Consider the following 23,871-nt stretch of genomic DNA (forward strand, 5'->3'; position numbering starts at 1 on the left):
TCATCATGTATGATGATAAAAGAGAAATAGAAGGAGCGAGAGTGAATTGAAAAAATTTAAGGTTTTCAGCAAGAGTTTAAGTATTTCATATGCTCAATTTTATGAGCAGTTCATTCAGTTATCCCAAGAATCACAGTATTATGCCATCTTGGAAAGCGGCAGGGGTGGAAGATACAGCATTGCTGCAATGAACCCTATTGCCACGATGATCGGAAAAGACAATACATTAGAAGTAGTGGGCATAGAGGGAACAACTATACATAAAGGCAATCCGCTCCATACAGTTAAACAGATAATGAAGGAGTATGAAGTAGAAGCTAACCATGAATCTCCAGAGTTTCAAGGGGGAGCGATTGGATTCATAAGCTATGATTATATCCGCTATATTGAAGAAATCCCGAATATTGCAGTTGATGATTTAGAAACACCAGATGTATTTTTTATGCTTTTTGATAATTGGTTTGTTTATGATCTGAAGGAAAACAAATTATGGCTGTCAGCCTTATACACAGAAGCAACTTCCTCCGAAGTGGAAGATAGAATAGATAAAGCAGTGGAAAAGCTACAGGAGAACAGGAAAGTTGAACACCAAATGCTGACTCCTGAAAAAACAATGGGACAAGAGGTTTCTATTAAGGATAATGAATTTCAACAGTCAGTCAGGAAAATACAAGAATATATTTCTCAAGGAGACGTTTTTCAAGTAAACTTGTCTGTTCGCCAAATGAAGTCACTAAACGTTTCAGCTTTGGAAGTGTATAATCAGCTGCGCATCCTCAACCCATCACCGTATATGGGGTATTTTCACACACCTGATTTTCAGCTTGTTTCCGGTTCGCCTGAGCTGTTAGTGAAGAAAAAAGGTGATGAGGTTAGTACTCGCCCGATTGCAGGCACAAGATCGAGAGGTAAAGATAATGATGAGGATCAGAAGCTTGCTGATGAACTCATTAACAGTGAAAAGGAACGGGCAGAGCATGTGATGCTCGTTGATCTCGAACGGAATGACCTAGGAAGGGTTTGTGAGTACGGTTCAGTTGAAGTTGATGAGTTCATGGCAATAGAAAAGTACTCTCATGTGATGCATATTGTTTCTAATGTCCGTGGGAAATTAGCTGCTAAGTATGATGAATATGACCTGATTGACAGTATGTTCCCGGGAGGAACGATAACAGGAGCCCCGAAAATACGAACAATGGAAATTATTGAAGAACTCGAGCCTGTAAGAAGAGGACCTTATACCGGGTCAATGGGCTGGATTGGTTTTAATAAAGATATTGAATTAAATATTATGATTAGAACGATGCTTGTGAAAGATAAGAAATCGTATGTACAAGCTGGGGCTGGGATTGTCATAGATTCTGTCCCAAGTAATGAGTATAAGGAATCAATGAAAAAAGCCAGAGCTCTATGGAATGCGAAAGAACTGGCAGAAGAGAAATAGGTGAAGAAATGATATATATGATCGATAATTATGATTCATTTACGTATAATCTTGTGCAGTATTTAGGTTCATTAGGCAGTGATCTGACTGTCAGCCGCAATAATAAAACTTCTTTAGAAGAAATCAGAAGAGTAAATCCTGAATACTTAATGATATCTCCAGGACCTTGTACGCCAAATGAGGCGGGGATAAGTCTTGAGGCGATAAGTGCATTTGCTGGAAAGTTGCCTATCTTTGGTGTGTGTTTAGGACATCAAGCAATTGCTCAAGCATTCGGTGGAAAGGTAATCCGAGCTGAAAATTTAATGCACGGCAAAACTTCTCCAATCTACCATGATAATAAGACTATATTTGAAGGCTTGCCGAACCCCTTCCCAGCAACAAGATATCATTCTCTTCTTGTCGAAAAAACTTCCTTGCCTGACTGTCTGGAAGTTTCTGCATGGACTAAGGAGGGGGAAATAATGGCGCTGCGCCATAAGGAGCTTCCTATAGAGGCAGTGCAATTTCATCCAGAATCAATCATGACAACAGCTGGTATGGATATTCTAGCCAACTTTGTTGAGTTATATAAAAAAGGGGCTGCTTCCTGATAGTGTATATTTATATAAATGGAGAAATCATCCCTCACGAAAAGGCACAGATTTCTGTTTTCGATCATGGGTTTATGTACGGTGCTGGTCTGTTTGAAACTTTCCGCACATACAGAGGACATCCGTTCCTATTGGACAGTCATCTGGGCCGGCTTAATAAAGGGTTAAGGCAGCTGAATATAGACCGTTCCTTTTACAGAGAAGAAACAAATCAAATCATTCAGCGATTATTGAATGAAAATAAGCTGGAAAATGCATATATTCGCTTTAATGTTTCGGCCGGAATCGGTGGTATAGGACTTCAAACATCCTCTTATACCGAACCAAACGTTATAATGTATATGAAATCATTGCAAACCGGTGAATCACTTGGAGAGAAAAAAGCGGAATGGCTGAGGATACGGCGGAATACTCCTGAGGGTGATGAAAGACTGAAGTCCCATCATTATTTGAATAACCTTTTAGCTAAGAGAGAGATAGGTGAGGATGTTCAGATGGAGGGACTTTTTTTGACAAAAGAAGGTTACGTGGCTGAAGGGATAACATCTAATTTATTTTGGATAAGAAATGGGATTTTATATACTCCAAGTGTGGAAACAGGTATATTGAACGGAATTACTAGACGGTTTATCCTAGCGTTGGCAGCTCAATCAGGGTTAGAGGTGCGGGAAGGACTATATAAGCAGGAAAATTTATTGGAGGCAGATGAGGTATTTATCACAAATTCCATTCAGGAAATTGTCGCAATCAAAAGTATTGGGTCAGAATCGTACAAAGGAGTCAGTGGTCCCATTGTGCAGATGCTCTATACAAGATATAAAGATAATTGTTCATACTTATGGTCAATTGATGAGTTAGGAGGACATAGATAAGGATGCAGAATATAAAATGCGGGAAGTACAAACTGCCGTTTCAAGAAAGAACAATTGTGATGGGCATATTAAATGTTAATCCAGATTCCTTCTCAGATGGGGGCAAGTATAACGAGCGAGACAAAGCACTATTGCATGCTCAGGAAATGGTTGAAAACGGCGCGGATATTTTAGATATTGGCGGAGAATCAACAAGACCAGGGTATACAGAAATCTCTGCAGAAGAGGAAATAGAAAGGGTTGCTCCTATCATTGAGTTGATCTCGAATGAAGTAGACGTTCCTATTTCCATTGACACTTATAAGGCAAAGGTTGCAAGAGCAGCTATGGCATCCGGGGCTCATATTATTAATGATATTTGGGGAGCAAAACGAGAACCAGAAATTGCAGCTGTAGCTGTAGAGTATGATGCACCGATTGTGCTTATGCATAATCGCAATGACAAGGACTATCAATCATTTGTAGAAGATGTTATTGCTGATATGAACGAAAGTATTGATATCTCCGTAAAAGCGGGTGTGAAAAAAGACAAAATCATTCTTGATCCAGGTATTGGTTTTGCGAAGGATTTAACGTATAACCTTGAAATGATGCGTAATTTGGACAAGCTCGTAGCACTAGGTTACCCTGTGCTGCTTGGCACCTCTAAAAAGTCCATGATTGGAAAGATCTTAGACTTGCCAGTAGCGGAAAGACTAGAAGGCACTGGTGCAACTGTATGTTTTGGAATTCAGAAAGGCTGCCAAATTATCCGGGTGCATGATGTCAAGGAGATGACAAGAATGGCTCGTATGATGGATGCTTTAATGGGAAAGGGGCAGTACGGTGGATAAGATAGCATTAAACAAAATGGAGTTCTATGGGTATCATGGAGTTTTCAAAGAAGAAACAAAACTGGGGCAAAGATTTATTATTGACCTAGAAGTTGAGACAGATCTACAACAAGCAGGAACTACTGATAATCTGGAGTATTCCATTAATTATGGAAAGCTTTATTTCGATGTGAAGGAAGTTGTAGAAGGTGACCCTGTTAAACTGATTGAGTCTGTTGCAGAGGCAATAGCACAAAAGTTGCTGGGAAGCTACGAGCGCATTTTTAGTGTGATGGTACGCGTGATTAAGCCGGACCCGCCAATTCCGGGTCATTATCAATCTGTTTCTGTTGAGATAACGAGGAAGCGCGGATGAATAACGCGGCGTTCTTATCATTAGGATCAAATATAGGCAATCGATTGCAGAATTTGGAGGAAGCCGTCCGAAAGCTGAACCAATACGAGGATATAAAAGTGGTAAGTGTTTCCTCCATTTATGAAACAGATCCTGTAGGTTATAGGGATCAGGAAATGTTCTTAAATATAGCTGTTGAAGTATGCACTTCATTATCGCCGTTTGCATTATTAGAAGTTTGCCAAAGTATTGAGCAAAAACTTGGAAGGAAAAGGATAATTAAATGGGGCCCAAGGACAATAGACCTTGACATTTTATTGTATAATCACGAAAATATAGAATCAGAGAAGCTAATTGTTCCACATCCAAGAATAGAGGAAAGGGCTTTTGTTCTAATTCCATTAATAGAGATAGCTCCTTTCGTGAAGATACCGAATAAATCCACACGTTTACAAGAAAGTCTAGAGCTTTTGCAGGATAAAGAAGGAGTAAGAGTATGGAGACATCAGAAAAATGGGGAAGACGTATTCGAGCTTTTCGAAAACTAAAAGGATATACACAAGAGAATCTTGCTAAAGAACTGCTTGTGTCTGTATCTATATTAGGAGAAATAGAAAGAGGTAACCGAGTTCCCTCTGATGAGATAATTGATTCAATCGTTAAAGTGTTAAAGATAAGCAGAGAAGAGCTAGATCCGAATATTAATAGCTGAAAACAAAGGGAGGTAAAAATTTGTTTAAGATAGGCAATGTTGAGATGAATAACCGTGTTGTTTTAGCGCCAATGGCAGGAATATCTAACTCGGCATTTCGCTTAACAGTAAAGGAATTCGGCGCAGGTTTAGTTTGTGCAGAAATGATCAGCGATAAAGGGATTGTTTCAAAAAATCAAAAAACAATGAACATGTTATATATAGATGAAAGAGAAAATCCTCTAAGCTTGCAGATTTTCGGCGGAGAAAAGGAAACGTTGGTTGAGGCTGCTCGATTTGTTGATAAGAATACTAATGCTGATATTATTGATATCAACATGGGTTGCCCTGTTCCTAAAATTACGAAATGCGATGCAGGAGCTAAATGGCTGCTTGATCCCAACAAAATATATGATATGGTATCAGCTGTAGTTGAAGCGGTAGATAAGCCAGTTACAGTAAAGATGCGCATGGGTTGGGATGAAGAGCATATATATGCTGTGCGCAATGCCCAGGCAGTGGAGCGTGCTGGTGGTTCAGCAGTAGCACTGCATGGACGGACACGTGTGCAATTGTATGAGGGCCATGCGAATTGGGATATTATCCGTGAGGTTAAGCAATCCATCAACATCCCGCTGATTGGGAATGGAGATGTTAATACGCCCCAAGATGCAAAAAGAATGCTTGATGAAACTGGTTGTGATGCAGTAATGATCGGCAGAGCTGCTTTAGGAAACCCATGGATGATCTATCGTACTGTAAACTATCTTGAAACAGGGAAGCTTGCAGGTGAACCATCTGTACGTGAAAAGATAGATGTTTGTATCCTTCATTTAGATCGTTTAATAAATTTAAAAGATGAATATATCGCCGTTAGAGAAATGAGAAAGCATGCAGCCTGGTACTTAAAGGGTATTCGAGGAAATGCGAAAGCACGCAATGGAGTGAATGAATGTGAAACTCGCGAGCAGCTCGTTTCGTTATTAAATGGTTTAGTATTGGAAGAAGAAGCGAAAGAAAGGGAAATTCAAGTAGGATAATACCTTATTTCTTATTTCATACACGACCAAAAGGCTGCCGGTGAAAAAAACTGGCGGTTTTTTTTCTTTTTTAGTGTCTGTAGTTGTAACATTGTGTAGAATAATAAAGTATGTAATTAAAGTCACGACTACCTTAAAAGGTGTCATACATAAATAAAGATGGTGGAGTTGATTTAAGCATGAGTCATGAAGAATTGAATTTAAATGACCAATTACAAGTTAGACGAAACAAAATGACTGATCTTCGTGATCAAGGTATAGATCCTTTCGGCAAAAGATTTGAACGTACCCATTTATCGGAGGAGTTAAAAAGCCAATTTGATTCTCTTTCTAAGGAAGAACTTGAAGAGAAGGGGATTATTGTTTCTCTTGCAGGACGAGTAATGACTAAAAGAGGAAAAGGTAAAGCAGGTTTTGCTCATATTCAAGATCTTGCAGGACAAATCCAGCTTTATGTTAGAAAAGATGCTGTTGGAGAGGACCAATACGCAATTTTTAACACAGTAGATCTAGGGGATATTGTCGGAGTGGAAGGAACTCTATTTAAAACGAATGTTGGAGAGCTGTCTATAAAGGTTAAGGATTTCACTTTGCTTACAAAAGCATTGCGCCCGCTTCCTGATAAGTTCCATGGATTAAAAGATATTGAACAGCGCTACCGTCAGCGTTATCTTGATTTAATTTCTAGTGAGGAAAGCAAGCATACATTTATTCTTCGCAGTAAAATTATTCAGGCTATGCGCAGATACTTAGACGACCATGGTTATTTAGAAGTAGAAACACCGATGATGCATTCGATTGCAGGTGGTGCATCTGCACGTCCGTTTATTACACATCATAATGCTTTAGATATGCCGTTATACATGCGTATTGCGATTGAACTACATCTGAAAAGATTAATTGTCGGCGGTATGGAGAAGGTTTATGAAATAGGCCGTGTATTTAGGAACGAAGGGGTTTCTACTAGACATAATCCTGAATTTACAATGATTGAACTTTATGAAGCGTATGCTGATTACCGTGATATCATGAGTCTGACAGAAAATTTAGTTGCACATATTGCTCAAGAAATTCATGGTACGACAACAATACCATACGGAGAATATGAAGTAGATCTTAAACCAGAATGGACAAGACTTCATATGGTTGATGCAATTAAACAATATACAGGTGTTGATTTCTGGCCTGAGATGTCAGTGGAGGAAGCAAGAAAACTAGCTAAAGAAAACAATATTGAAATCAATGAGCACATGACTTATGGACATATAGTTAATGAGTTCTTTGAGCAAAGAGTAGAAGAGAAGCTGATTCAACCAACATTTATTTTCGGGCACCCGCTTGAAATCTCACCATTAGCGAAGAAAAATGATGAGGATCCGCGATTCACTGATCGTTTCGAATTGTTTATCGTAGGTAGAGAGCATGCGAATGCATTTACAGAGTTAAATGATCCAATTGATCAAAGAGAAAGATTTGAAGCACAGCTGAAAGAAAGAGAGCAAGGAAATGATGAAGCTCATCTAATGGATGACGACTTTGTAGAGGCGCTTGAATATGGTATGCCTCCAACAGGTGGACTAGGTATCGGTATCGACAGACTAGTTATGCTATTGACAAATGCACCATCTATCAGAGATGTACTATTATTCCCATTAATGAGACACCGCTCATAATTAAAAAAGACCTGGAATGCAGAGACATTCCAGGTCTTTTAATATAATAAAAACTTTTAGGTTGTCTGCTGGTTTTGTTCATGTACTTATGGGTAAAATGCAGATATAGTTATTAGAATATTTTTTCTTTAAAAAAAGAGTTGCATAGGGTCGAATAGGGTGGTATATTTATATTCGTTGCTGAAACAAGCCAGTAACACAAATGAAAAATAATTTTAAAAACTGTTGACTTGAAAGTAGACTTCTGGTAATATTAAAAAAGTCGTCTGATAGCGACAGAAATTGCTCTTTGAAAACTGAACAAACAAAACGTCAACAATAATCGTTTTTATAACTTGCGTTATAAAGATAAAAACAAAGTAACAAAAAGCTAGAGTTTAGCAAATGAGCTAATCTTACTCTTTATCGGAGAGTTTGATCCTGGCTCAGGACGAACGCTGGCGGCGTGCCTAATACATGCAAGTCGAGCGGACTTAAAAAGCTTGCTTTTTAAGTTAGCGGCGGACGGGTGAGTAACACGTGGGCAACCTGCCTGTAAGACTGGGATAACTTCGGGAAACCGGAGCTAATACCGGATAATCCTTTTCTACTCATGTAGAAAAGCTGAAAGACGGTTTACGCTGTCACTTACAGATGGGCCCGCGGCGCATTAGCTAGTTGGTGAGGTAACGGCTCACCAAGGCGACGATGCGTAGCCGACCTGAGAGGGTGATCGGCCACACTGGGACTGAGACACGGCCCAGACTCCTACGGGAGGCAGCAGTAGGGAATCTTCCGCAATGGACGAAAGTCTGACGGAGCAACGCCGCGTGAGTGATGAAGGTTTTCGGATCGTAAAACTCTGTTGTTAGGGAAGAACAAGTACGAGAGTAACTGCTCGTACCTTGACGGTACCTAACCAGAAAGCCACGGCTAACTACGTGCCAGCAGCCGCGGTAATACGTAGGTGGCAAGCGTTGTCCGGAATTATTGGGCGTAAAGCGCGCGCAGGCGGTCCTTTAAGTCTGATGTGAAAGCCCACGGCTCAACCGTGGAGGGTCATTGGAAACTGGGGGACTTGAGTGCAGAAGAGAAGAGTGGAATTCCACGTGTAGCGGTGAAATGCGTAGAGATGTGGAGGAACACCAGTGGCGAAGGCGACTCTTTGGTCTGTAACTGACGCTGAGGCGCGAAAGCGTGGGGAGCAAACAGGATTAGATACCCTGGTAGTCCACGCCGTAAACGATGAGTGCTAAGTGTTAGAGGGTTTCCGCCCTTTAGTGCTGCAGCAAACGCATTAAGCACTCCGCCTGGGGAGTACGGCCGCAAGGCTGAAACTCAAAGGAATTGACGGGGGCCCGCACAAGCGGTGGAGCATGTGGTTTAATTCGAAGCAACGCGAAGAACCTTACCAGGTCTTGACATCTCCTGACAATCCTAGAGATAGGACGTTCCCCTTCGGGGGACAGGATGACAGGTGGTGCATGGTTGTCGTCAGCTCGTGTCGTGAGATGTTGGGTTAAGTCCCGCAACGAGCGCAACCCTTGATCTTAGTTGCCAGCATTTAGTTGGGCACTCTAAGGTGACTGCCGGTGACAAACCGGAGGAAGGTGGGGATGACGTCAAATCATCATGCCCCTTATGACCTGGGCTACACACGTGCTACAATGGATGGTACAAAGGGCAGCAAAACCGCGAGGTCGAGCCAATCCCATAAAACCATTCTCAGTTCGGATTGTAGGCTGCAACTCGCCTACATGAAGCTGGAATCGCTAGTAATCGCGGATCAGCATGCCGCGGTGAATACGTTCCCGGGCCTTGTACACACCGCCCGTCACACCACGAGAGTTTGTAACACCCGAAGTCGGTGGGGTAACCTTTTAGGAGCCAGCCGCCTAAGGTGGGATAGATGATTGGGGTGAAGTCGTAACAAGGTAGCCGTATCGGAAGGTGCGGCTGGATCACCTCCTTTCTAAGGAAAAATGGAATTCGTTCCATTCACAGATTGTTGATGATTTTGTTGTTCAGTTTTGAGGGAGCAATTCCTCAAAACATCAGGGTAGTGAGTAGCGAGCAGATCAAGGAAACGACTGATCGAGCACCGCAGCGTACGACAGTACGTGAGGAGCACAGAGAAGAAGTTGACGCAGAGATGCGAAGTTAATCATTAGCCGAATTTGTTCCTTGAAAACTAGATTATGAATAGTAAGAACCAAGAAAGAAACCGAGTAATCGCCATCTTAGATTCTCTATTTAATAGAAGAATTTCAGGGTAAAGAGTAACATCTTTAGCCGAAACAAGTTAAGTTAGAAAGGGCGCACGGTGGATGCCTTGGCACTAGGAGCCGATGAAGGACGGTACTAACACCGATATGCTTCGGGGAGCTGTAAGTAAGCTTTGATCCGGAGATTTCCGAATGGGGGAACCCACTATCCGTAATGGGATAGTATCGTTACTTGAATACATAGAGTAACAGAAGGCAGACCCGGGGAACTGAAACATCTAAGTACCCGGAGGAAGAGAAAGCAAACGCGATTCCCTGAGTAGCGGCGAGCGAAACGGGATTAGCCCAAACCAAGAGGCTTGCCTCTTGGGGTTGTAGGACACTCTACATGGAGTTACAAAGGAACGGGGTAGATGAATAGGTCTGGAAAGGCCAGTCATAGAAGGTAAAAACCCTGTAGTCGAAACTTCGTTCCCTCCTGAGTGGATCCTGAGTACGGCGGGACACGTGAAATCCCGTCGGAAGCAGGGAGGACCATCTCCCAAGGCTAAATACTCCCTAGTGACCGATAGTGAACCAGTACCGTGAGGGAAAGGTGAAAAGCACCCCGGAAGGGGAGTGAAATAGATCCTGAAACCGTGTGCCTACAAGTAGTTAGAGCCCATTAATGGGTGATAGCGTGCCTTTTGTAGAATGAACCGGCGAGTTACGATTACATGCGAGGTTAAGTTGAAGAGACGGAGCCGCAGCGAAAGCGAGTCTGAATAGGGCGTAATAGTATGTGGTCGTAGACCCGAAACCAGGTGATCTACCCATGTCCAGGGTGAAGTCCAGGTAACACTGGATGGAGGCCCGAACCCACGCACGTTGAAAAGTGCGGGGATGAGGTGTGGGTAGCGGAGAAATTCCAATCGAACTTGGAGATAGCTGGTTCTCTCCGAAATAGCTTTAGGGCTAGCCTCAAGGTAAGAGTATTGGAGGTAGAGCACTGTTTGGACTAGGGGCCCCCATCGGGTTACCGAATTCAGACAAACTCCGAATGCCAAATACTTATCCTTGGGAGTCAGACTGCGAGTGATAAGATCCGTAGTCAAGAGGGAAACAGCCCAGACCACCAGCTAAGGTCCCAAAGTATACGTTAAGTGGAAAAGGATGTGGAGTTGCTTAGACAACCAGGATGTTGGCTTAGAAGCAGCCACCATTTAAAGAGTGCGTAATAGCTCACTGGTCGAGTGACTCTGCGCCGAAAATGTACCGGGGCTAAACGTATCACCGAAGCTGTGGATTGACATCTACGATGTCAGTGGTAGGAGAGCGTTCTAAGGGCGTTGAAGCTAGACCGTAAGGACTGGTGGAGCGCTTAGAAGTGAGAATGCCGGTATGAGTAGCGAAAGATGAGTGAGAATCTCATCCACCGAATGCCTAAGGTTTCCTGAGGAAGGCTCGTCCACTCAGGGTTAGTCGGGACCTAAGCCGAGGCTGAAGAGCGTAGGCGATGGACAACAGGTTGATATTCCTGTACCACCTTATGAATCGTTTGAGCGATGGGGGGACGCAGGAGGATAGGGTAAGCGTGCTGTTGGATTAGCACGTCCAAGCAGTTAGGCTGGTAATGAGGCAAATCCCATTACCGTGAAGGCGGAGCTGTGACGGCGAGGGAAATATAGTACCGAAGTTCCTGATTCCACACTGCCAAGAAAAGCCTCTAGCGAGATTCAAGGTGCCCGTACCGCAAACCGACACAGGTAGGCGAGGAGAGAATCCTAAGGTGAGCGAGAGAACTCTCGTTAAGGAACTCGGCAAAATGACCCCGTAACTTCGGGAGAAGGGGTGCTCTTTTGGGTGCAAGCCCGAGAGAGCCGCAGTGAATAGGCCCAGGCGACTGTTTAGCAAAAACACAGGTCTCTGCGAAGCCGTAAGGCGAAGTATAGGGGCTGACACCTGCCCGGTGCTGGAAGGTTAAGAGGAGGGGTTAGCGTTCGCGCGAAGCTCTGAATTGAAGCCCCAGTAAACGGCGGCCGTAACTATAACGGTCCTAAGGTAGCGAAATTCCTTGTCGGGTAAGTTCCGACCCGCACGAAAGGTGTAACGATCTGGGCACTGTCTCAACGAGAGACTCGGTGAAATTATAGTACCTGTGAAGATGCAGGTTACCCGCGACAGGACGGAAAGACCCCGTGGAGCTTTACTGTAGCCTGATATTGAATTTTGGTACAGCTTGTACAGGATAGGTAGGAGCCTTGGAAGCCGGAGCGCCAGCTTCGGTGGAGGCATTGGTGGGATACTACCCTGGCTGTATTGACATTCTAACCCGCACCCCTTATCGGGGTGGGAGACAGTGTCAGGTGGGCAGTTTGACTGGGGCGGTCGCCTCCTAAAAAGTAACGGAGGCGCCCAAAGGTTCCCTCAGAATGGTTGGAAATCATTCGTAGAGTGTAAAGGCACAAGGGAGCTTGACTGCGAGACCTACAAGTCGAGCAGGGACGAAAGTCGGGCTTAGTGATCCGGTGGTTCCGCATGGAAGGGCCATCGCTCAACGGATAAAAGCTACCCCGGGGATAACAGGCTTATCTCCCCCAAGAGTCCACATCGACGGGGAGGTTTGGCACCTCGATGTCGGCTCATCGCATCCTGGGGCTGTAGTCGGTCCCAAGGGTTGGGCTGTTCGCCCATTAAAGCGGTACGCGAGCTGGGTTCAGAACGTCGTGAGACAGTTCGGTCCCTATCCGTCGTGGGCGTAGGAAATTTGAGAGGAGCTGTCCTTAGTACGAGAGGACCGGGATGGACGCACCGCTGGTGTACCAGTTGTCTTGCCAAAGGCATAGCTGGGTAGCTATGTGCGGAAGGGATAAGTGCTGAAAGCATCTAAGCATGAAGCCCCCCTCAAGATGAGATTTCCCATAGCGTAAGCTAGTAAGATCCCTGAAAGATGATCAGGTTGATAGGTTTGAGGTGGAAGCGTGGTGACACGTGGAGCTGACAAATACTAATAGATCGAGGACTTAACTAATAAATGATTACTCATTCTTTCTTCTTACAACATAATCTAGTTTTGAGGGAATAACTCTCAAAATTACATAGTCTGGTGGCGATAGCGAGAAGGTCACACCCGTTCCCATACCGAACACGGAAGTTAAGCTTCTCAGCGCCGATGGTAGTTGGGGGCTCTCCCCCTGTGAGAGTAGGACGTCGCCAGGCGTATAATGGAGGATTAGCTCAGCTGGGAGAGCATCTGCCTTACAAGCAGAGGGTCGGCGGTTCGATCCCGTCATCCTCCACCATACAAACGCCGATGTAGCTCAATTGGTAGAGCAACTGACTTGTAATCAGTAGGTTGGGGGTTCAAGTCCTCTCGTCGGCACCATCTTTTATTAATAGAGATGAGTCATTAGCTCAGTTGGTAGAGCATCTGACTTTTAATCAGAGGGTCGCAGGTTCGAATCCTGCATGACTCACCATTTATGCGGGTGTGGCGGAATTGGCAGACGCACTAGACTTAGGATCTAGCGCCGCAAGGCGTGGGGGTTCGACTCCCTTCACCCGCACCATTTAATTTAATACTCGAGCGGAAGTAGTTCAGTGGTAGAACACCACCTTGCCAAGGTGGGGGTCGCGAGTTCGAACCTCGTCTTCCGCTCCATTTTTAAAAAACAATGCCGGGGTGGCGGAACTGGCAGACGCACAGGACTTAAAATCCTGCGGTAGGTGACTACCGTACCGGTTCGATTCCGGTCCTCGGCACCATTGTTTTTCAAATATTTAGCGCCCGTAGCTCAATTGGATAGAGCGTCTGACTACGGATCAGAAGGTTATGGGTTCGACTCCTTTCGGGCGCGCCAAATATACGGGAAGTAGCTCAGCTTGGTAGAGCACTTGGTTTGGGACCAAGGGGTCGCAGGTTCGAATCCTGTCTTCCCGACCATTATTTCTCATTAAAAGATGGGGCCTTAGCTCAGCTGGGAGAGCGCCTGCCTTGCACGCAGGAGGTCAGCGGTTCGATCCCGCTAGGCTCCACCAATATTTTTTTGGGTATTGACAATGTATCCAATTTTTATTATAGTTGAAAAGCTGCATTAAGCAGTTTACTAATTGCTCTTTGAAAACTGAACAAACAAAACGTCAACAATAATCGTTTTTATAACTTGCGTTATAAAGATGAAAACAAAGTAACAAAAAGCTAGAGTTTAGCAAATGAGCTAATCTTACTCTTTATCGGAGAGTTTGATCCTGGCTCAGGACGAACGCTGGCGGCGTGCCTAATACATGCAAGTCGAGCGGACTTAAAAAGCTTGCTTTTTAAGTTAGCGGCGGACGGGTGAGTAACACGTGGGCAACCTGCCTGTAAGACTGGGATAACTTCGGGAAACCGGAGCTAATACCGGATAATCCTTTTCTACTCATGTAGAAAAGCTGAAAGACGGTTTACGCTGTCACTTACAGATGGGCCCGCGGCGCATTAGCTAGTTGGTGAGGTAACGGCTCACCAAGGCGACGATGCGTAGCCGACCTGAGAGGGTGATCGGCCACACTGGGACTGAGACACGGCCCAGACTCCTACGGGAGGCAGCAGTAGGGAATCTTCCGCAATGGACGAAAGTCTGACGGAGCAACGCCGCGTGAGTGATGAAGGTTTTCGGATCGTAAAACTCTGTTGTTAGGGAAGAACAAGTACGAGAGTAACTGCTCGTACCTTGACGGTACCTAACCAGAAAGCCACGGCTAACTACGTGCCAGCAGCCGCGGTAATACGTAGGTGGCAAGCGTTGTCCGGAATTATTGGGCGTAAAGCGCGCGCAGGCGGTCCTTTAAGTCTGATGTGAAAGCCCACGGCTCAACCGTGGAGGGTCATTGGAAACTGGGGGACTTGAGTGCAGAAGAGAAGAGTGGAATTCCACGTGTAGCGGTGAAATGCGTAGAGATGTGGAGGAACACCAGTGGCGAAGGCGACTCTTTGGTCTGTAACTGACGCTGAGGCGCGAAAGCGTGGGGAGCAAACAGGATTAGATACCCTGGTAGTCCACGCCGTAAACGATGAGTGCTAAGTGTTAGAGGGTTTCCGCCCTTTAGTGCTGCAGCAAACGCATTAAGCACTCCGCCTGGGGAGTACGGCCGCAAGGCTGAAACTCAAAGGAATTGACGGGGGCCCGCACAAGCGGTGGAGCATGTGGTTTAATTCGAAGCAACGCGAAGAACCTTACCAGGTCTTGACATCTCCTGACAATCCTAGAGATAGGACGTTCCCCTTCGGGGGACAGGATGACAGGTGGTGCATGGTTGTCGTCAGCTCGTGTCGTGAGATGTTGGGTTAAGTCCCGCAACGAGCGCAACCCTTGATCTTAGTTGCCAGCATTTAGTTGGGCACTCTAAGGTGACTGCCGGTGACAAACCGGAGGAAGGTGGGGATGACGTCAAATCATCATGCCCCTTATGACCTGGGCTACACACGTGCTACAATGGATGGTACAAAGGGCAGCAAAACCGCGAGGTCGAGCCAATCCCATAAAACCATTCTCAGTTCGGATTGTAGGCTGCAACTCGCCTACATGAAGCTGGAATCGCTAGTAATCGCGGATCAGCATGCCGCGGTGAATACGTTCCCGGGCCTTGTACACACCGCCCGTCACACCACGAGAGTTTGTAACACCCGAAGTCGGTGGGGTAACCTTTTAGGAGCCAGCCGCCTAAGGTGGGATAGATGATTGGGGTGAAGTCGTAACAAGGTAGCCGTATCGGAAGGTGCGGCTGGATCACCTCCTTTCTAAGGAAAAATGGAATTCGTTCCATTCACAGATTGTTGATGATTTTGTTGTTCAGTTTTGAGGGAGCAATTCCTCAAAACATCAGGGTAGTGAGTAGCGAGCAGATCAAGGAAACGACTGATCGAGCACCGCAGCGTACGACAGTACGTGAGGAGCACAGAGAAGAAGTTGACGCAGAGATGCGAAGTTAATCATTAGCCGAATTTGTTCCTTGAAAACTAGATTATGAATAGTAAGAACCAAGAAAGAAACCGAGTAATCGCCATCTTAGATTCTCTATTTAATAGAAGAATTTCAGGGTAAAGAGTAACATCTTTAGCCGAAACAAGTTAAGTTAGAAAGGGCGCACGGTGGATGCCTTGGCACTAGGAGCCGATGAAGGACGGTACTAACACCGATATGCTTCGGGGAGCTGTAAGTAAGCTTTGATCCGGAGATTTCCGAATGGGGGAACCCACTATCCGTAATGGGATAGTATCGTTACTTGAATACATAGAGTAACAGAAGGCAGACCCGGGGAACTGAAACATCTAAGTACCCGGAGGAAGAGAAAGCAAACGCGATTCCCTGAGTAGCGGCGAGCGAAACGGGATTAGCCCAAACCAAGAGGCTTGCCTCTTGGGGTTGTAGGACACTCTACATGGAGTTACAAAGGAACGGGGTAGATGAATAGGTCTGGAAAGGCCAGTCATAGAAGGTAAAAACCCTGTAGTCGAAACTTCGTTCCCTCCTGAGTGGATCCTGAGTACGGCGGGACACGTGAAATCCCGTCGGAAGCAGGGAGGACCATCTCCCAAGGCTAAATACTCCCTAGTGACCGATAGTGAACCAGTACCGTGAGGGAAAGGTGAAAAGCACCCCGGAAGGGGAGTGAAATAGATCCTGAAACCGTGTGCCTACAAGTAGTTAGAGCCCATTAATGGGTGATAGCGTGCCTTTTGTAGAATGAACCGGCGAGTTACGATTACATGCGAGGTTAAGTTGAAGAGACGGAGCCGCAGCGAAAGCGAGTCTGAATAGGGCGTAATAGTATGTGGTCGTAGACCCGAAACCAGGTGATCTACCCATGTCCAGGGTGAAGTCCAGGTAACACTGGATGGAGGCCCGAACCCACGCACGTTGAAAAGTGCGGGGATGAGGTGTGGGTAGCGGAGAAATTCCAATCGAACTTGGAGATAGCTGGTTCTCTCCGAAATAGCTTTAGGGCTAGCCTCAAGGTAAGAGTATTGGAGGTAGAGCACTGTTTGGACTAGGGGCCCCCATCGGGTTACCGAATTCAGACAAACTCCGAATGCCAAATACTTATCCTTGGGAGTCAGACTGCGAGTGATAAGATCCGTAGTCAAGAGGGAAACAGCCCAGACCACCAGCTAAGGTCCCAAAGTATACGTTAAGTGGAAAAGGATGTGGAGTTGCTTAGACAACCAGGATGTTGGCTTAGAAGCAGCCACCATTTAAAGAGTGCGTAATAGCTCACTGGTCGAGTGACTCTGCGCCGAAAATGTACCGGGGCTAAACGTATCACCGAAGCTGTGGATTGACATCTACGATGTCAGTGGTAGGAGAGCGTTCTAAGGGCGTTGAAGCTAGACCGTAAGGACTGGTGGAGCGCTTAGAAGTGAGAATGCCGGTATGAGTAGCGAAAGATGAGTGAGAATCTCATCCACCGAATGCCTAAGGTTTCCTGAGGAAGGCTCGTCCACTCAGGGTTAGTCGGGACCTAAGCCGAGGCTGAAGAGCGTAGGCGATGGACAACAGGTTGATATTCCTGTACCACCTTATGAATCGTTTGAGCGATGGGGGGACGCAGGAGGATAGGGTAAGCGTGCTGTTGGATTAGCACGTCCAAGCAGTTAGGCTGGTAATGAGGCAAATCCCATTACCGTGAAGGCGGAGCTGTGACGGCGAGGGAAATATAGTACCGAAGTTCCTGATTCCACACTGCCAAGAAAAGCCTCTAGCGAGATTCAAGGTGCCCGTACCGCAAACCGACACAGGTAGGCGAGGAGAGAATCCTAAGGTGAGCGAGAGAACTCTCGTTAAGGAACTCGGCAAAATGACCCCGTAACTTCGGGAGAAGGGGTGCTCTTTTGGGTGCAAGCCCGAGAGAGCCGCAGTGAATAGGCCCAGGCGACTGTTTAGCAAAAACACAGGTCTCTGCGAAGCCGTAAGGCGAAGTATAGGGGCTGACACCTGCCCGGTGCTGGAAGGTTAAGAGGAGGGGTTAGCGTTCGCGCGAAGCTCTGAATTGAAGCCCCAGTAAACGGCGGCCGTAACTATAACGGTCCTAAGGTAGCGAAATTCCTTGTCGGGTAAGTTCCGACCCGCACGAAAGGTGTAACGATCTGGGCACTGTCTCAACGAGAGACTCGGTGAAATTATAGTACCTGTGAAGATGCAGGTTACCCGCGACAGGACGGAAAGACCCCGTGGAGCTTTACTGTAGCCTGATATTGAATTTTGGTACAGCTTGTACAGGATAGGTAGGAGCCTTGGAAGCCGGAGCGCCAGCTTCGGTGGAGGCATTGGTGGGATACTACCCTGGCTGTATTGACATTCTAACCCGCACCCCTTATCGGGGTGGGAGACAGTGTCAGGTGGGCAGTTTGACTGGGGCGGTCGCCTCCTAAAAAGTAACGGAGGCGCCCAAAGGTTCCCTCAGAATGGTTGGAAATCATTCGTAGAGTGTAAAGGCACAAGGGAGCTTGACTGCGAGACCTACAAGTCGAGCAGGGACGAAAGTCGGGCTTAGTGATCCGGTGGTTCCGCATGGAAGGGCCATCGCTCAACGGATAAAAGCTACCCCGGGGATAACAGGCTTATCTCCCCCAAGAGTCCACATCGACGGGGAGGTTTGGCACCTCGATGTCGGCTCATCGCATCCTGGGGCTGTAGTCGGTCCCAAGGGTTGGGCTGTTCGCCCATTAAAGCGGTACGCGAGCTGGGTTCAGAACGTCGTGAGACAGTTCGGTCCCTATCCGTCGTGGGCGTAGGAAATTTGAGAGGAGCTGTCCTTAGTACGAGAGGACCGGGATGGACGCACCGCTGGTGTACCAGTTGTCTTGCCAAAGGCATAGCTGGGTAGCTATGTGCGGAAGGGATAAGTGCTGAAAGCATCTAAGCATGAAGCCCCCCTCAAGATGAGATTTCCCATAGCGTAAGCTAGTAAGATCCCTGAAAGATGATCAGGTTGATAGGTTTGAGGTGGAAGCGTGGTGACACGTGGAGCTGACAAATACTAATAGATCGAGGACTTAACTAATAAATGATTACTCATTCTTTCTTCTTACAACATAATCTAGTTTTGAGGGAATAACTCTCAAAATTACATAGTCTGGTGGCGATAGCGAGAAGGTCACACCCGTTCCCATACCGAACACGGAAGTTAAGCTTCTCAGCGCCGATGGTAGTTGGGGGCTCTCCCCCTGTGAGAGTAGGACGTCGCCAGGCACCTGAAAAGTCTTAAAGGCATTTTGCTTTTAAGACTTTTTTTATTTATAACTCCCAAAAATCATGCTTCTTAAAATCCACTTACCATTACCTCAAAAAATGCTCATGCTATTACTTGAAAATCTACACAAATCCGACTATAGTTAAATATAATTTATCAATCCCCCCTCTAATACCTATAAAAATTTTTTCTCTAGGTTTGAAATTAAGCGATAATGGGAAAATTAATAAAACATCAATCTTGCTAAACGACTTTTTTATCATGTATAATTATAGTCAAATATAGTCAAAGTCAGAAGGGGGAGGCTTGGTGAGAAATATTTCGGATATAATTGAGCATTATTTAAAAGAAGTATTAGAGATGAGCGGAAAATCACTTGTTGAAATAAAACGAAGCGAAGTTGCCGACAAATTCGATTGTGTACCATCACAAATAAATTACGTCATCAATACCCGATTCACAATTGAAAAAGGGTATTTAGTTGAAAGCAAACGTGGCGGAGGCGGCTTCATTCGAATAATGAAGGTTCAATCACATGATTACGCTCATCTGATCGACCAATTACTTTCCCTTATTCAAAGTCGAATACCTCAAAGCAGTGCAGAAGACGTCATTTACCGTCTTGTTGAAGAAGAGGTCATAAATGAAAGAGAAGCGAAAATAATGCTAAGTGTTATTGATCGCTCTGTACTGTATCTTGACCTTCCATATAGAGATGAACTAAGAGCAAGACTGTTAAAAGCGATGTTAACTACCCTAAAATATAAATAATAATGTTAGTTGTGAGGTGAAAGCATGAATTGTTCAGAATGTAATCAAAGGCCTGCAACACTTCATTACTCCAAAATCATTAATGGGAATAAAACGGAATTTCATCTATGTGAACATTGTGCCAGAGAAAAGGGAGATTTGTTTACGGCAAATGAAACTCCGGGATTTTCATTCAATAGCCTGTTAGCCGGTTTACTAAACATGGAACCGAGCATTCAACATATTAAACATGACCCGTATCAAAAGGAAGCAGAGCTTCAATGTAAGGAATGCTCAATGACTTTCCCTCAATTCACGAAAATTGGGAGGTTTGGCTGTCCTAATTGCTATGAAACTTTCAAAGACAGACTTCAGCCAATTTTAAAGAGATTGCATGGAGGAAATGTCGAACATAAAGGAAAGGTTCCAGAAAGAGTAGGCGGACATATCTTAATCAAAAAGGAAATTGGCAAACTTAGAGAAACACTTAAAGATCTTATCATACAAGAGGAGTTTGAAAAGGCTGCTGAGGTAAGAGACGAGATTAGAAAAAAGGAAAAACAATTGGTTACTTTTAATGAGGGGAGCGAGTAAGAGTTGTCTTTTGAAAAATTCATTAATAAAGCAAAAACATCTTGGATGTGCTCAGATGGACCAGACTCTGACATCGTTCTGACCTCTCGAATAAGATTAGCTAGAAACATAAATTCCATCAAGTTTCCGATACTTTTCTCTAATGAAGAAGCAGAAACAGTGATTCAAAAAGTCGGTGAAAAGGTATCAGCACAGTCAAACGAAAGTTTTGACAACTTAGAACTACTTAAAATGGAAGATCTTCAGCAACTTGAAAAAAGGGTTCTTGTTGAAAAACATTTAATCAGTCCTCTTCTTGCCAATGATGCTGCATATGGAGCGTGCGTTCTTTCTGAGGATGAGGAAGTAAGCATCATGCTCAATGAAGAAGACCACATTAGAATCCAATGTATAAAGCCTGGTTTGCAGGTTATGGAAGCGTTAGAGAAAGCAAATAAAATAGACAATTGGCTGGAAGAGTCCATTGATTATGCTTATCACCTTGAGCTTGGGTATATAACAAGCTGTCCGACAAATATAGGCACTGGCTTAAGAGCATCTGTTATGATGCATCTCCCTGGGATGGTTCTAACCCAACAAATGAATAGAATTATTCCTGCCATCAATCAATTAGGTTTAGTTGTTAGAGGAATTTACGGTGAGGGCAGCGAAGCTTTAGGTAATATATTTCAAATATCCAACCAGATAACATTAGGGAAATCAGAAAGCGATATAGTAGAAGAATTAAAAAGCGTCGTGCATCAGCTTATTGAACAAGAAAGAGCTGCAAGAGAGGTATTAGTAAGAACTTCAAACATACAATTAGAAGATAGGGTTTTCCGATCATATGGAATCCTCTGTAACAGCAGAATAATAGAAACAAAAGAAGCAGCTAAATGCTTATCGGACCTTCAATTAGGTATCGATATGGGCTTTATTAAAAATGTATCAAAAGGGATACTAAATGAACTGCTTATCTTGACTCAGCCTGGTTTTCTGCAACTTTATTCAGGCGGGCAAATGAATCCAAATGATCGCGACATACGCCGCGCATCCTTAATAAGAGAAAGATTATTGTTGGAAACAGAGTAATTATATAATTGGGAGGATGACATTATGATGTTTGGACGTTTTACAGAAAGAGCACAAAAGGTACTGGCACTTTCACAAGAGGAAGCAATCCGCTTAGGACATAACAATATTGGTACAGAACATATTCTTCTTGGTTTAGTCCGAGAAGGAGAAGGCATTGCTGCAAAGGCACTGCAAGCACTTGGCTTAAGTCCTGAAAAAATCCAGGAGGAGGTAGAAAACCTAATTGGCAGAGGTCAGGAAGGTTCTCAAACAATCCACTACACTCCTAGAGCAAAAAAAGTAATTGAACTTTCTATGGATGAAGCAAGAAAGCTTGGTCATTCTTATGTAGGTACAGAGCATATTCTTCTTGGTCTTATCCGAGAAGGAGAAGGTGTAGCAGCACGAGTCCTCAATAATGTTGGTGTTAGTTTAAATAAAGCAAGACAGCAAGTATTACAACTACTTGGAAGCAGTGAATCGGGAAGCCATCAAGGCAGCTCTGCTGCAAGCGCAAATACTCCAACTCTAGACAGTCTTGCACGAGATTTAACTGCTATTGCAAGAGAAGGTAGTCTAGATCCAGTTATTGGTAGAAGTAAGGAAATTCAACGTGTAATTGAAGTATTGAGCAGAAGAACTAAAAACAATCCTGTTCTTATCGGTGAGCCTGGTGTCGGTAAAACGGCAATAGCAGAAGGATTGGCACAGCAAATTGTTCAAAATGAAGTACCTGAAATTTTAAGAGATAAAAGGGTTATGACTTTAGATATGGGTACAGTTGTAGCAGGAACAAAATACCGCGGTGAATTTGAGGACCGTTTGAAAAAGGTTATGGATGAGATTCGCCAAGCAGGTAACATCATTCTCTTTATTGATGAGTTGCATACACTGATTGGGGCAGGCGGTGCTGAAGGTGCAATTGATGCATCTAATATTCTAAAGCCTTCCCTTGCTCGAGGAGAGCTGCAATGTATTGGTGCGACTACATTAGATGAGTACCGCAAATATATTGAGAAAGATGCTGCTCTAGAAAGACGTTTCCAACCAATCACAGTTGATGAGCCTACTATTGATGAATCTATCCAGATTTTAAAAGGTCTGCGTGACAGATATGAGGCGCATCACCGTGTATCAATCATTGATGAAGCAATTGAAGCAGCAGTGAAATTGTCAGATCGTTATATTTCTGATCGCTTCTTGCCAGATAAAGCAATTGATTTAATAGATGAAGCAGGATCGAAGGTAAGATTAAGATCTTACACAACTCCTCCTAACTTAAAGGAACTAGAAGTTAAATTAGAGGAAGTGCGCAAAGAAAAGGATGCATCAGTCCAAAGCCAAGAGTTTGAAAAGGCTGCTTCCTTGCGTGACACAGAGCAAAGACTTCGTGAACAGCTGGAAGAAACGAAGAAGAATTGGAAAGAAAAACAGGGTCAAGAAAATACAGAAGTAACAGTGGAAGATATCGCAACTGTTGTATCAAGCTGGACTGGAATCCCTGTATCAAGATTGGCACAAACTGAAACAGATAAGCTTCTTAATATGGAAAACATTCTTCATAACAGGGTAATTGGCCAAGAGGAAGCAGTAAAAGCTATCTCCAAAGCTGTAAGAAGAGCAAGAGCCGGTTTGAAAGATCCAAAACGCCCTATTGGTTCCTTCATTTTCTTAGGACCAACAGGTGTAGGTAAAACAGAGCTTGCGCGTGCCCTTGCTGAATCAATGTTTGGCGATGAAGATGCAATGATTCGCATTGATATGTCCGAGTACATGGAGAAGCATTCTACGTCAAGACTTGTTGGTTCACCTCCAGGGTATGTAGGTTATGAGGAAGGCGGACAGCTTACTGAGAAAGTAAGAAGAAAACCTTATTCAGTTGTACTTCTAGATGAAATAGAAAAAGCTCACCCGGATGTTTTCAATATTCTGCTGCAGGTGTTAGAAGACGGGCGCTTAACTGACTCTAAAGGAAGAACAGTTGATTTTAGAAATACAGTACTAATCATGACATCGAATGTTGGTGCGTCTGCTTTAAAAACGAATAAATATGTAGGCTTTAATATTCAGGATGGTGAACAGGACTACAAAGATATGAAAGGACGTGTGATGGAAGAGCTGAAAAGAGCATTCCGTCCAGAGTTCTTAAACCGTATCGATGAGATTATTGTGTTCCATTCCTTAGAGAAGAAGCATCTTCAAGAGATTGTATCTCTAATGGCAGATCAGTTAGTAAGCAGATTGAAAGAACAAGAAATATATTTGACTATCACTGATGCTGCTAAGGAGAAGATCGCACAAGAAGGTTATGATCCTGAATATGGAGCTAGACCACTACGCAGGGCCATTCAGAAGCATATCGAAGACCGTCTGTCAGAGGAGCTTTTAAAAGGCACGGTCTTAAACGGACAGCATATTGATCTAGATGTGGAAGATGGGGAATTCACTGTAAGGGTGAAAGATACACAGCAATTGACAAACCTGCAAAAATAACGCTTAATATCATAAATGGCACACGTTTTACTATTGCGTGTGCCATTTATACTTTGTAAGAATAGAAGAGATAGTTAAAGGTAAGGA

The 23,871-nt window shown here is 44.4% G+C and carries 13 protein-coding genes, 9 tRNA genes and 6 rRNA genes; all 28 read left to right on the forward strand.

Translation table 11 applies throughout. From position 1 onward, the window contains the following. Window positions 1–46 precede the first annotated feature (46 nt). The 28 genes from L8T27_RS00430 to clpC all read left to right on the forward strand — a co-directional run bounded on the left by L8T27_RS00430 (window position 47) and on the right by clpC (window position 23,784). Entirely contained in the window at window positions 47–1,444 is a 1,398-nt protein-coding gene (locus tag L8T27_RS00430; protein WP_233318766.1) for an anthranilate synthase component I family protein, read from the forward strand. Window positions 1,445–1,452: 8 nt separating this feature from the next. After that, window positions 1,453–2,037 (forward strand): aminodeoxychorismate/anthranilate synthase component II, encoded by a 585-nt coding sequence (gene pabA, locus L8T27_RS00435; protein ID WP_237942194.1) that lies wholly within the window; start codon window positions 1,453–1,455, stop codon window positions 2,035–2,037. 2 nt (window positions 2,038–2,039) lie between these two features. Continuing rightward, complete coding sequence (gene pabC / locus L8T27_RS00440) at window positions 2,040–2,909, forward strand: aminodeoxychorismate lyase (protein WP_233318761.1); 870 nt, start codon at window positions 2,040–2,042, stop codon at window positions 2,907–2,909. Between the two features lie 2 nt (window positions 2,910–2,911). Further along, window positions 2,912–3,742, forward strand: a complete 831-nt coding sequence (gene folP, locus L8T27_RS00445; protein ID WP_233318759.1) for a dihydropteroate synthase — start codon at window positions 2,912–2,914, stop codon at window positions 3,740–3,742. Beyond that, on the forward strand, window positions 3,735–4,097 hold the full coding sequence (gene folB, locus L8T27_RS00450; protein WP_237940526.1) for a dihydroneopterin aldolase: 363 nt from the start codon (window positions 3,735–3,737) through the stop codon (window positions 4,095–4,097). The genes folP and folB overlap by 8 nt, the downstream gene beginning before the upstream one ends. After that, complete coding sequence (folK, locus tag L8T27_RS00455) at window positions 4,094–4,624, forward strand: 2-amino-4-hydroxy-6-hydroxymethyldihydropteridine diphosphokinase (protein ID WP_237940527.1); 531 nt, start codon at window positions 4,094–4,096, stop codon at window positions 4,622–4,624. The genes folB and folK overlap by 4 nt, the downstream gene beginning before the upstream one ends. Beyond that, window positions 4,573–4,788, forward strand: a complete 216-nt coding sequence (locus tag L8T27_RS00460) for a helix-turn-helix domain-containing protein (RefSeq protein ID WP_233318752.1) — start codon at window positions 4,573–4,575, stop codon at window positions 4,786–4,788. Before folK ends, L8T27_RS00460 begins: the two co-directional genes overlap by 52 nt. Window positions 4,789–4,808: 20 nt before the next feature. Continuing rightward, the gene (gene dusB / locus L8T27_RS00465) at window positions 4,809–5,807 is read left to right on the forward strand and encodes a tRNA dihydrouridine synthase DusB (protein WP_237940528.1); all 999 of its coding nucleotides are present in this window, start codon (window positions 4,809–4,811) and stop codon (window positions 5,805–5,807) included. A 179-nt stretch (window positions 5,808–5,986) separates the two neighbouring features. After that, on the forward strand, window positions 5,987–7,480 hold the full coding sequence (gene lysS / locus L8T27_RS00470; protein WP_237940529.1) for a lysine--tRNA ligase: 1,494 nt from the start codon (window positions 5,987–5,989) through the stop codon (window positions 7,478–7,480). Window positions 7,481–7,882: 402 nt separating this feature from the next. Beyond that, window positions 7,883–9,431 (forward strand): 16S ribosomal RNA (locus L8T27_RS00475). Window positions 9,432–9,759: 328 nt separating this feature from the next. Then, window positions 9,760–12,694 (forward strand): 23S ribosomal RNA (locus tag L8T27_RS00480). Window positions 12,695–12,765: 71 nt separating this feature from the next. Beyond that, window positions 12,766–12,882: ribosomal RNA gene (rrf, locus tag L8T27_RS00485) — 5S ribosomal RNA — on the forward strand. A gap of 7 nt (window positions 12,883–12,889) precedes the next feature. Continuing rightward, window positions 12,890–12,965, forward strand: a tRNA-Val gene (locus L8T27_RS00490). Window positions 12,966–12,972: 7 nt separating this feature from the next. Next, a tRNA-Thr gene (locus tag L8T27_RS00495) sits at window positions 12,973–13,048 on the forward strand. An 18-nt stretch (window positions 13,049–13,066) separates the two neighbouring features. Then, a tRNA-Lys gene (locus L8T27_RS00500) sits at window positions 13,067–13,142 on the forward strand. 5 nt (window positions 13,143–13,147) lie between these two features. Beyond that, window positions 13,148–13,232, forward strand: a tRNA-Leu gene (locus L8T27_RS00505). 17 nt (window positions 13,233–13,249) lie between these two features. Next, window positions 13,250–13,324, forward strand: a tRNA-Gly gene (locus L8T27_RS00510). A 15-nt stretch (window positions 13,325–13,339) separates the two neighbouring features. Next, window positions 13,340–13,428: transfer RNA gene (locus L8T27_RS00515), tRNA-Leu, on the forward strand. A gap of 18 nt (window positions 13,429–13,446) precedes the next feature. After that, window positions 13,447–13,523: transfer RNA gene (locus tag L8T27_RS00520), tRNA-Arg, on the forward strand. Between the two features lie 6 nt (window positions 13,524–13,529). Next, a tRNA-Pro gene (locus L8T27_RS00525) sits at window positions 13,530–13,606 on the forward strand. A 19-nt stretch (window positions 13,607–13,625) separates the two neighbouring features. Then, a tRNA-Ala gene (locus L8T27_RS00530) sits at window positions 13,626–13,701 on the forward strand. 192 nt (window positions 13,702–13,893) lie between these two features. After that, a 16S ribosomal RNA gene (locus L8T27_RS00535) occupies window positions 13,894–15,442 on the forward strand. Between the two features lie 328 nt (window positions 15,443–15,770). Next, window positions 15,771–18,705: ribosomal RNA gene (locus L8T27_RS00540) — 23S ribosomal RNA — on the forward strand. Window positions 18,706–18,776: 71 nt separating this feature from the next. Continuing rightward, a 5S ribosomal RNA gene (rrf, locus tag L8T27_RS00545) occupies window positions 18,777–18,893 on the forward strand. Together the 16S, 23S and 5S rRNA genes with 9 tRNA genes alongside form the textbook arrangement of a ribosomal RNA operon. Before the next feature lie 310 nt (window positions 18,894–19,203). Next, window positions 19,204–19,665: a CtsR family transcriptional regulator gene (locus L8T27_RS00550; protein ID WP_192486452.1), complete on the forward strand. Its 462-nt coding sequence runs from the start codon at window positions 19,204–19,206 to the stop codon at window positions 19,663–19,665. A 24-nt stretch (window positions 19,666–19,689) separates the two neighbouring features. Next, window positions 19,690–20,238 carry a protein-arginine kinase activator protein McsA gene (gene mcsA, locus L8T27_RS00555; protein WP_233318650.1) on the forward strand — a complete coding sequence of 183 codons (549 nt, stop codon included), beginning with the start codon at window positions 19,690–19,692 and terminating at the stop codon, window positions 20,236–20,238. Between the two features lie 3 nt (window positions 20,239–20,241). Further along, the gene (gene mcsB / locus L8T27_RS00560; protein WP_237940530.1) at window positions 20,242–21,309 is read left to right on the forward strand and encodes a protein-arginine kinase McsB; all 1,068 of its coding nucleotides are present in this window, start codon (window positions 20,242–20,244) and stop codon (window positions 21,307–21,309) included. Window positions 21,310–21,333: 24 nt separating this feature from the next. Then, the gene (clpC, locus tag L8T27_RS00565; RefSeq protein WP_192486449.1) at window positions 21,334–23,784 is read left to right on the forward strand and encodes an ATP-dependent protease ATP-binding subunit ClpC; all 2,451 of its coding nucleotides are present in this window, start codon (window positions 21,334–21,336) and stop codon (window positions 23,782–23,784) included. Window positions 23,785–23,871: the final 87 nt, after the last annotated feature.

This window comes from Niallia sp. Man26 (genome assembly GCF_022049065.2).
Taxonomy (GTDB): domain Bacteria; phylum Bacillota; class Bacilli; order Bacillales; family Cytobacillaceae; genus Niallia.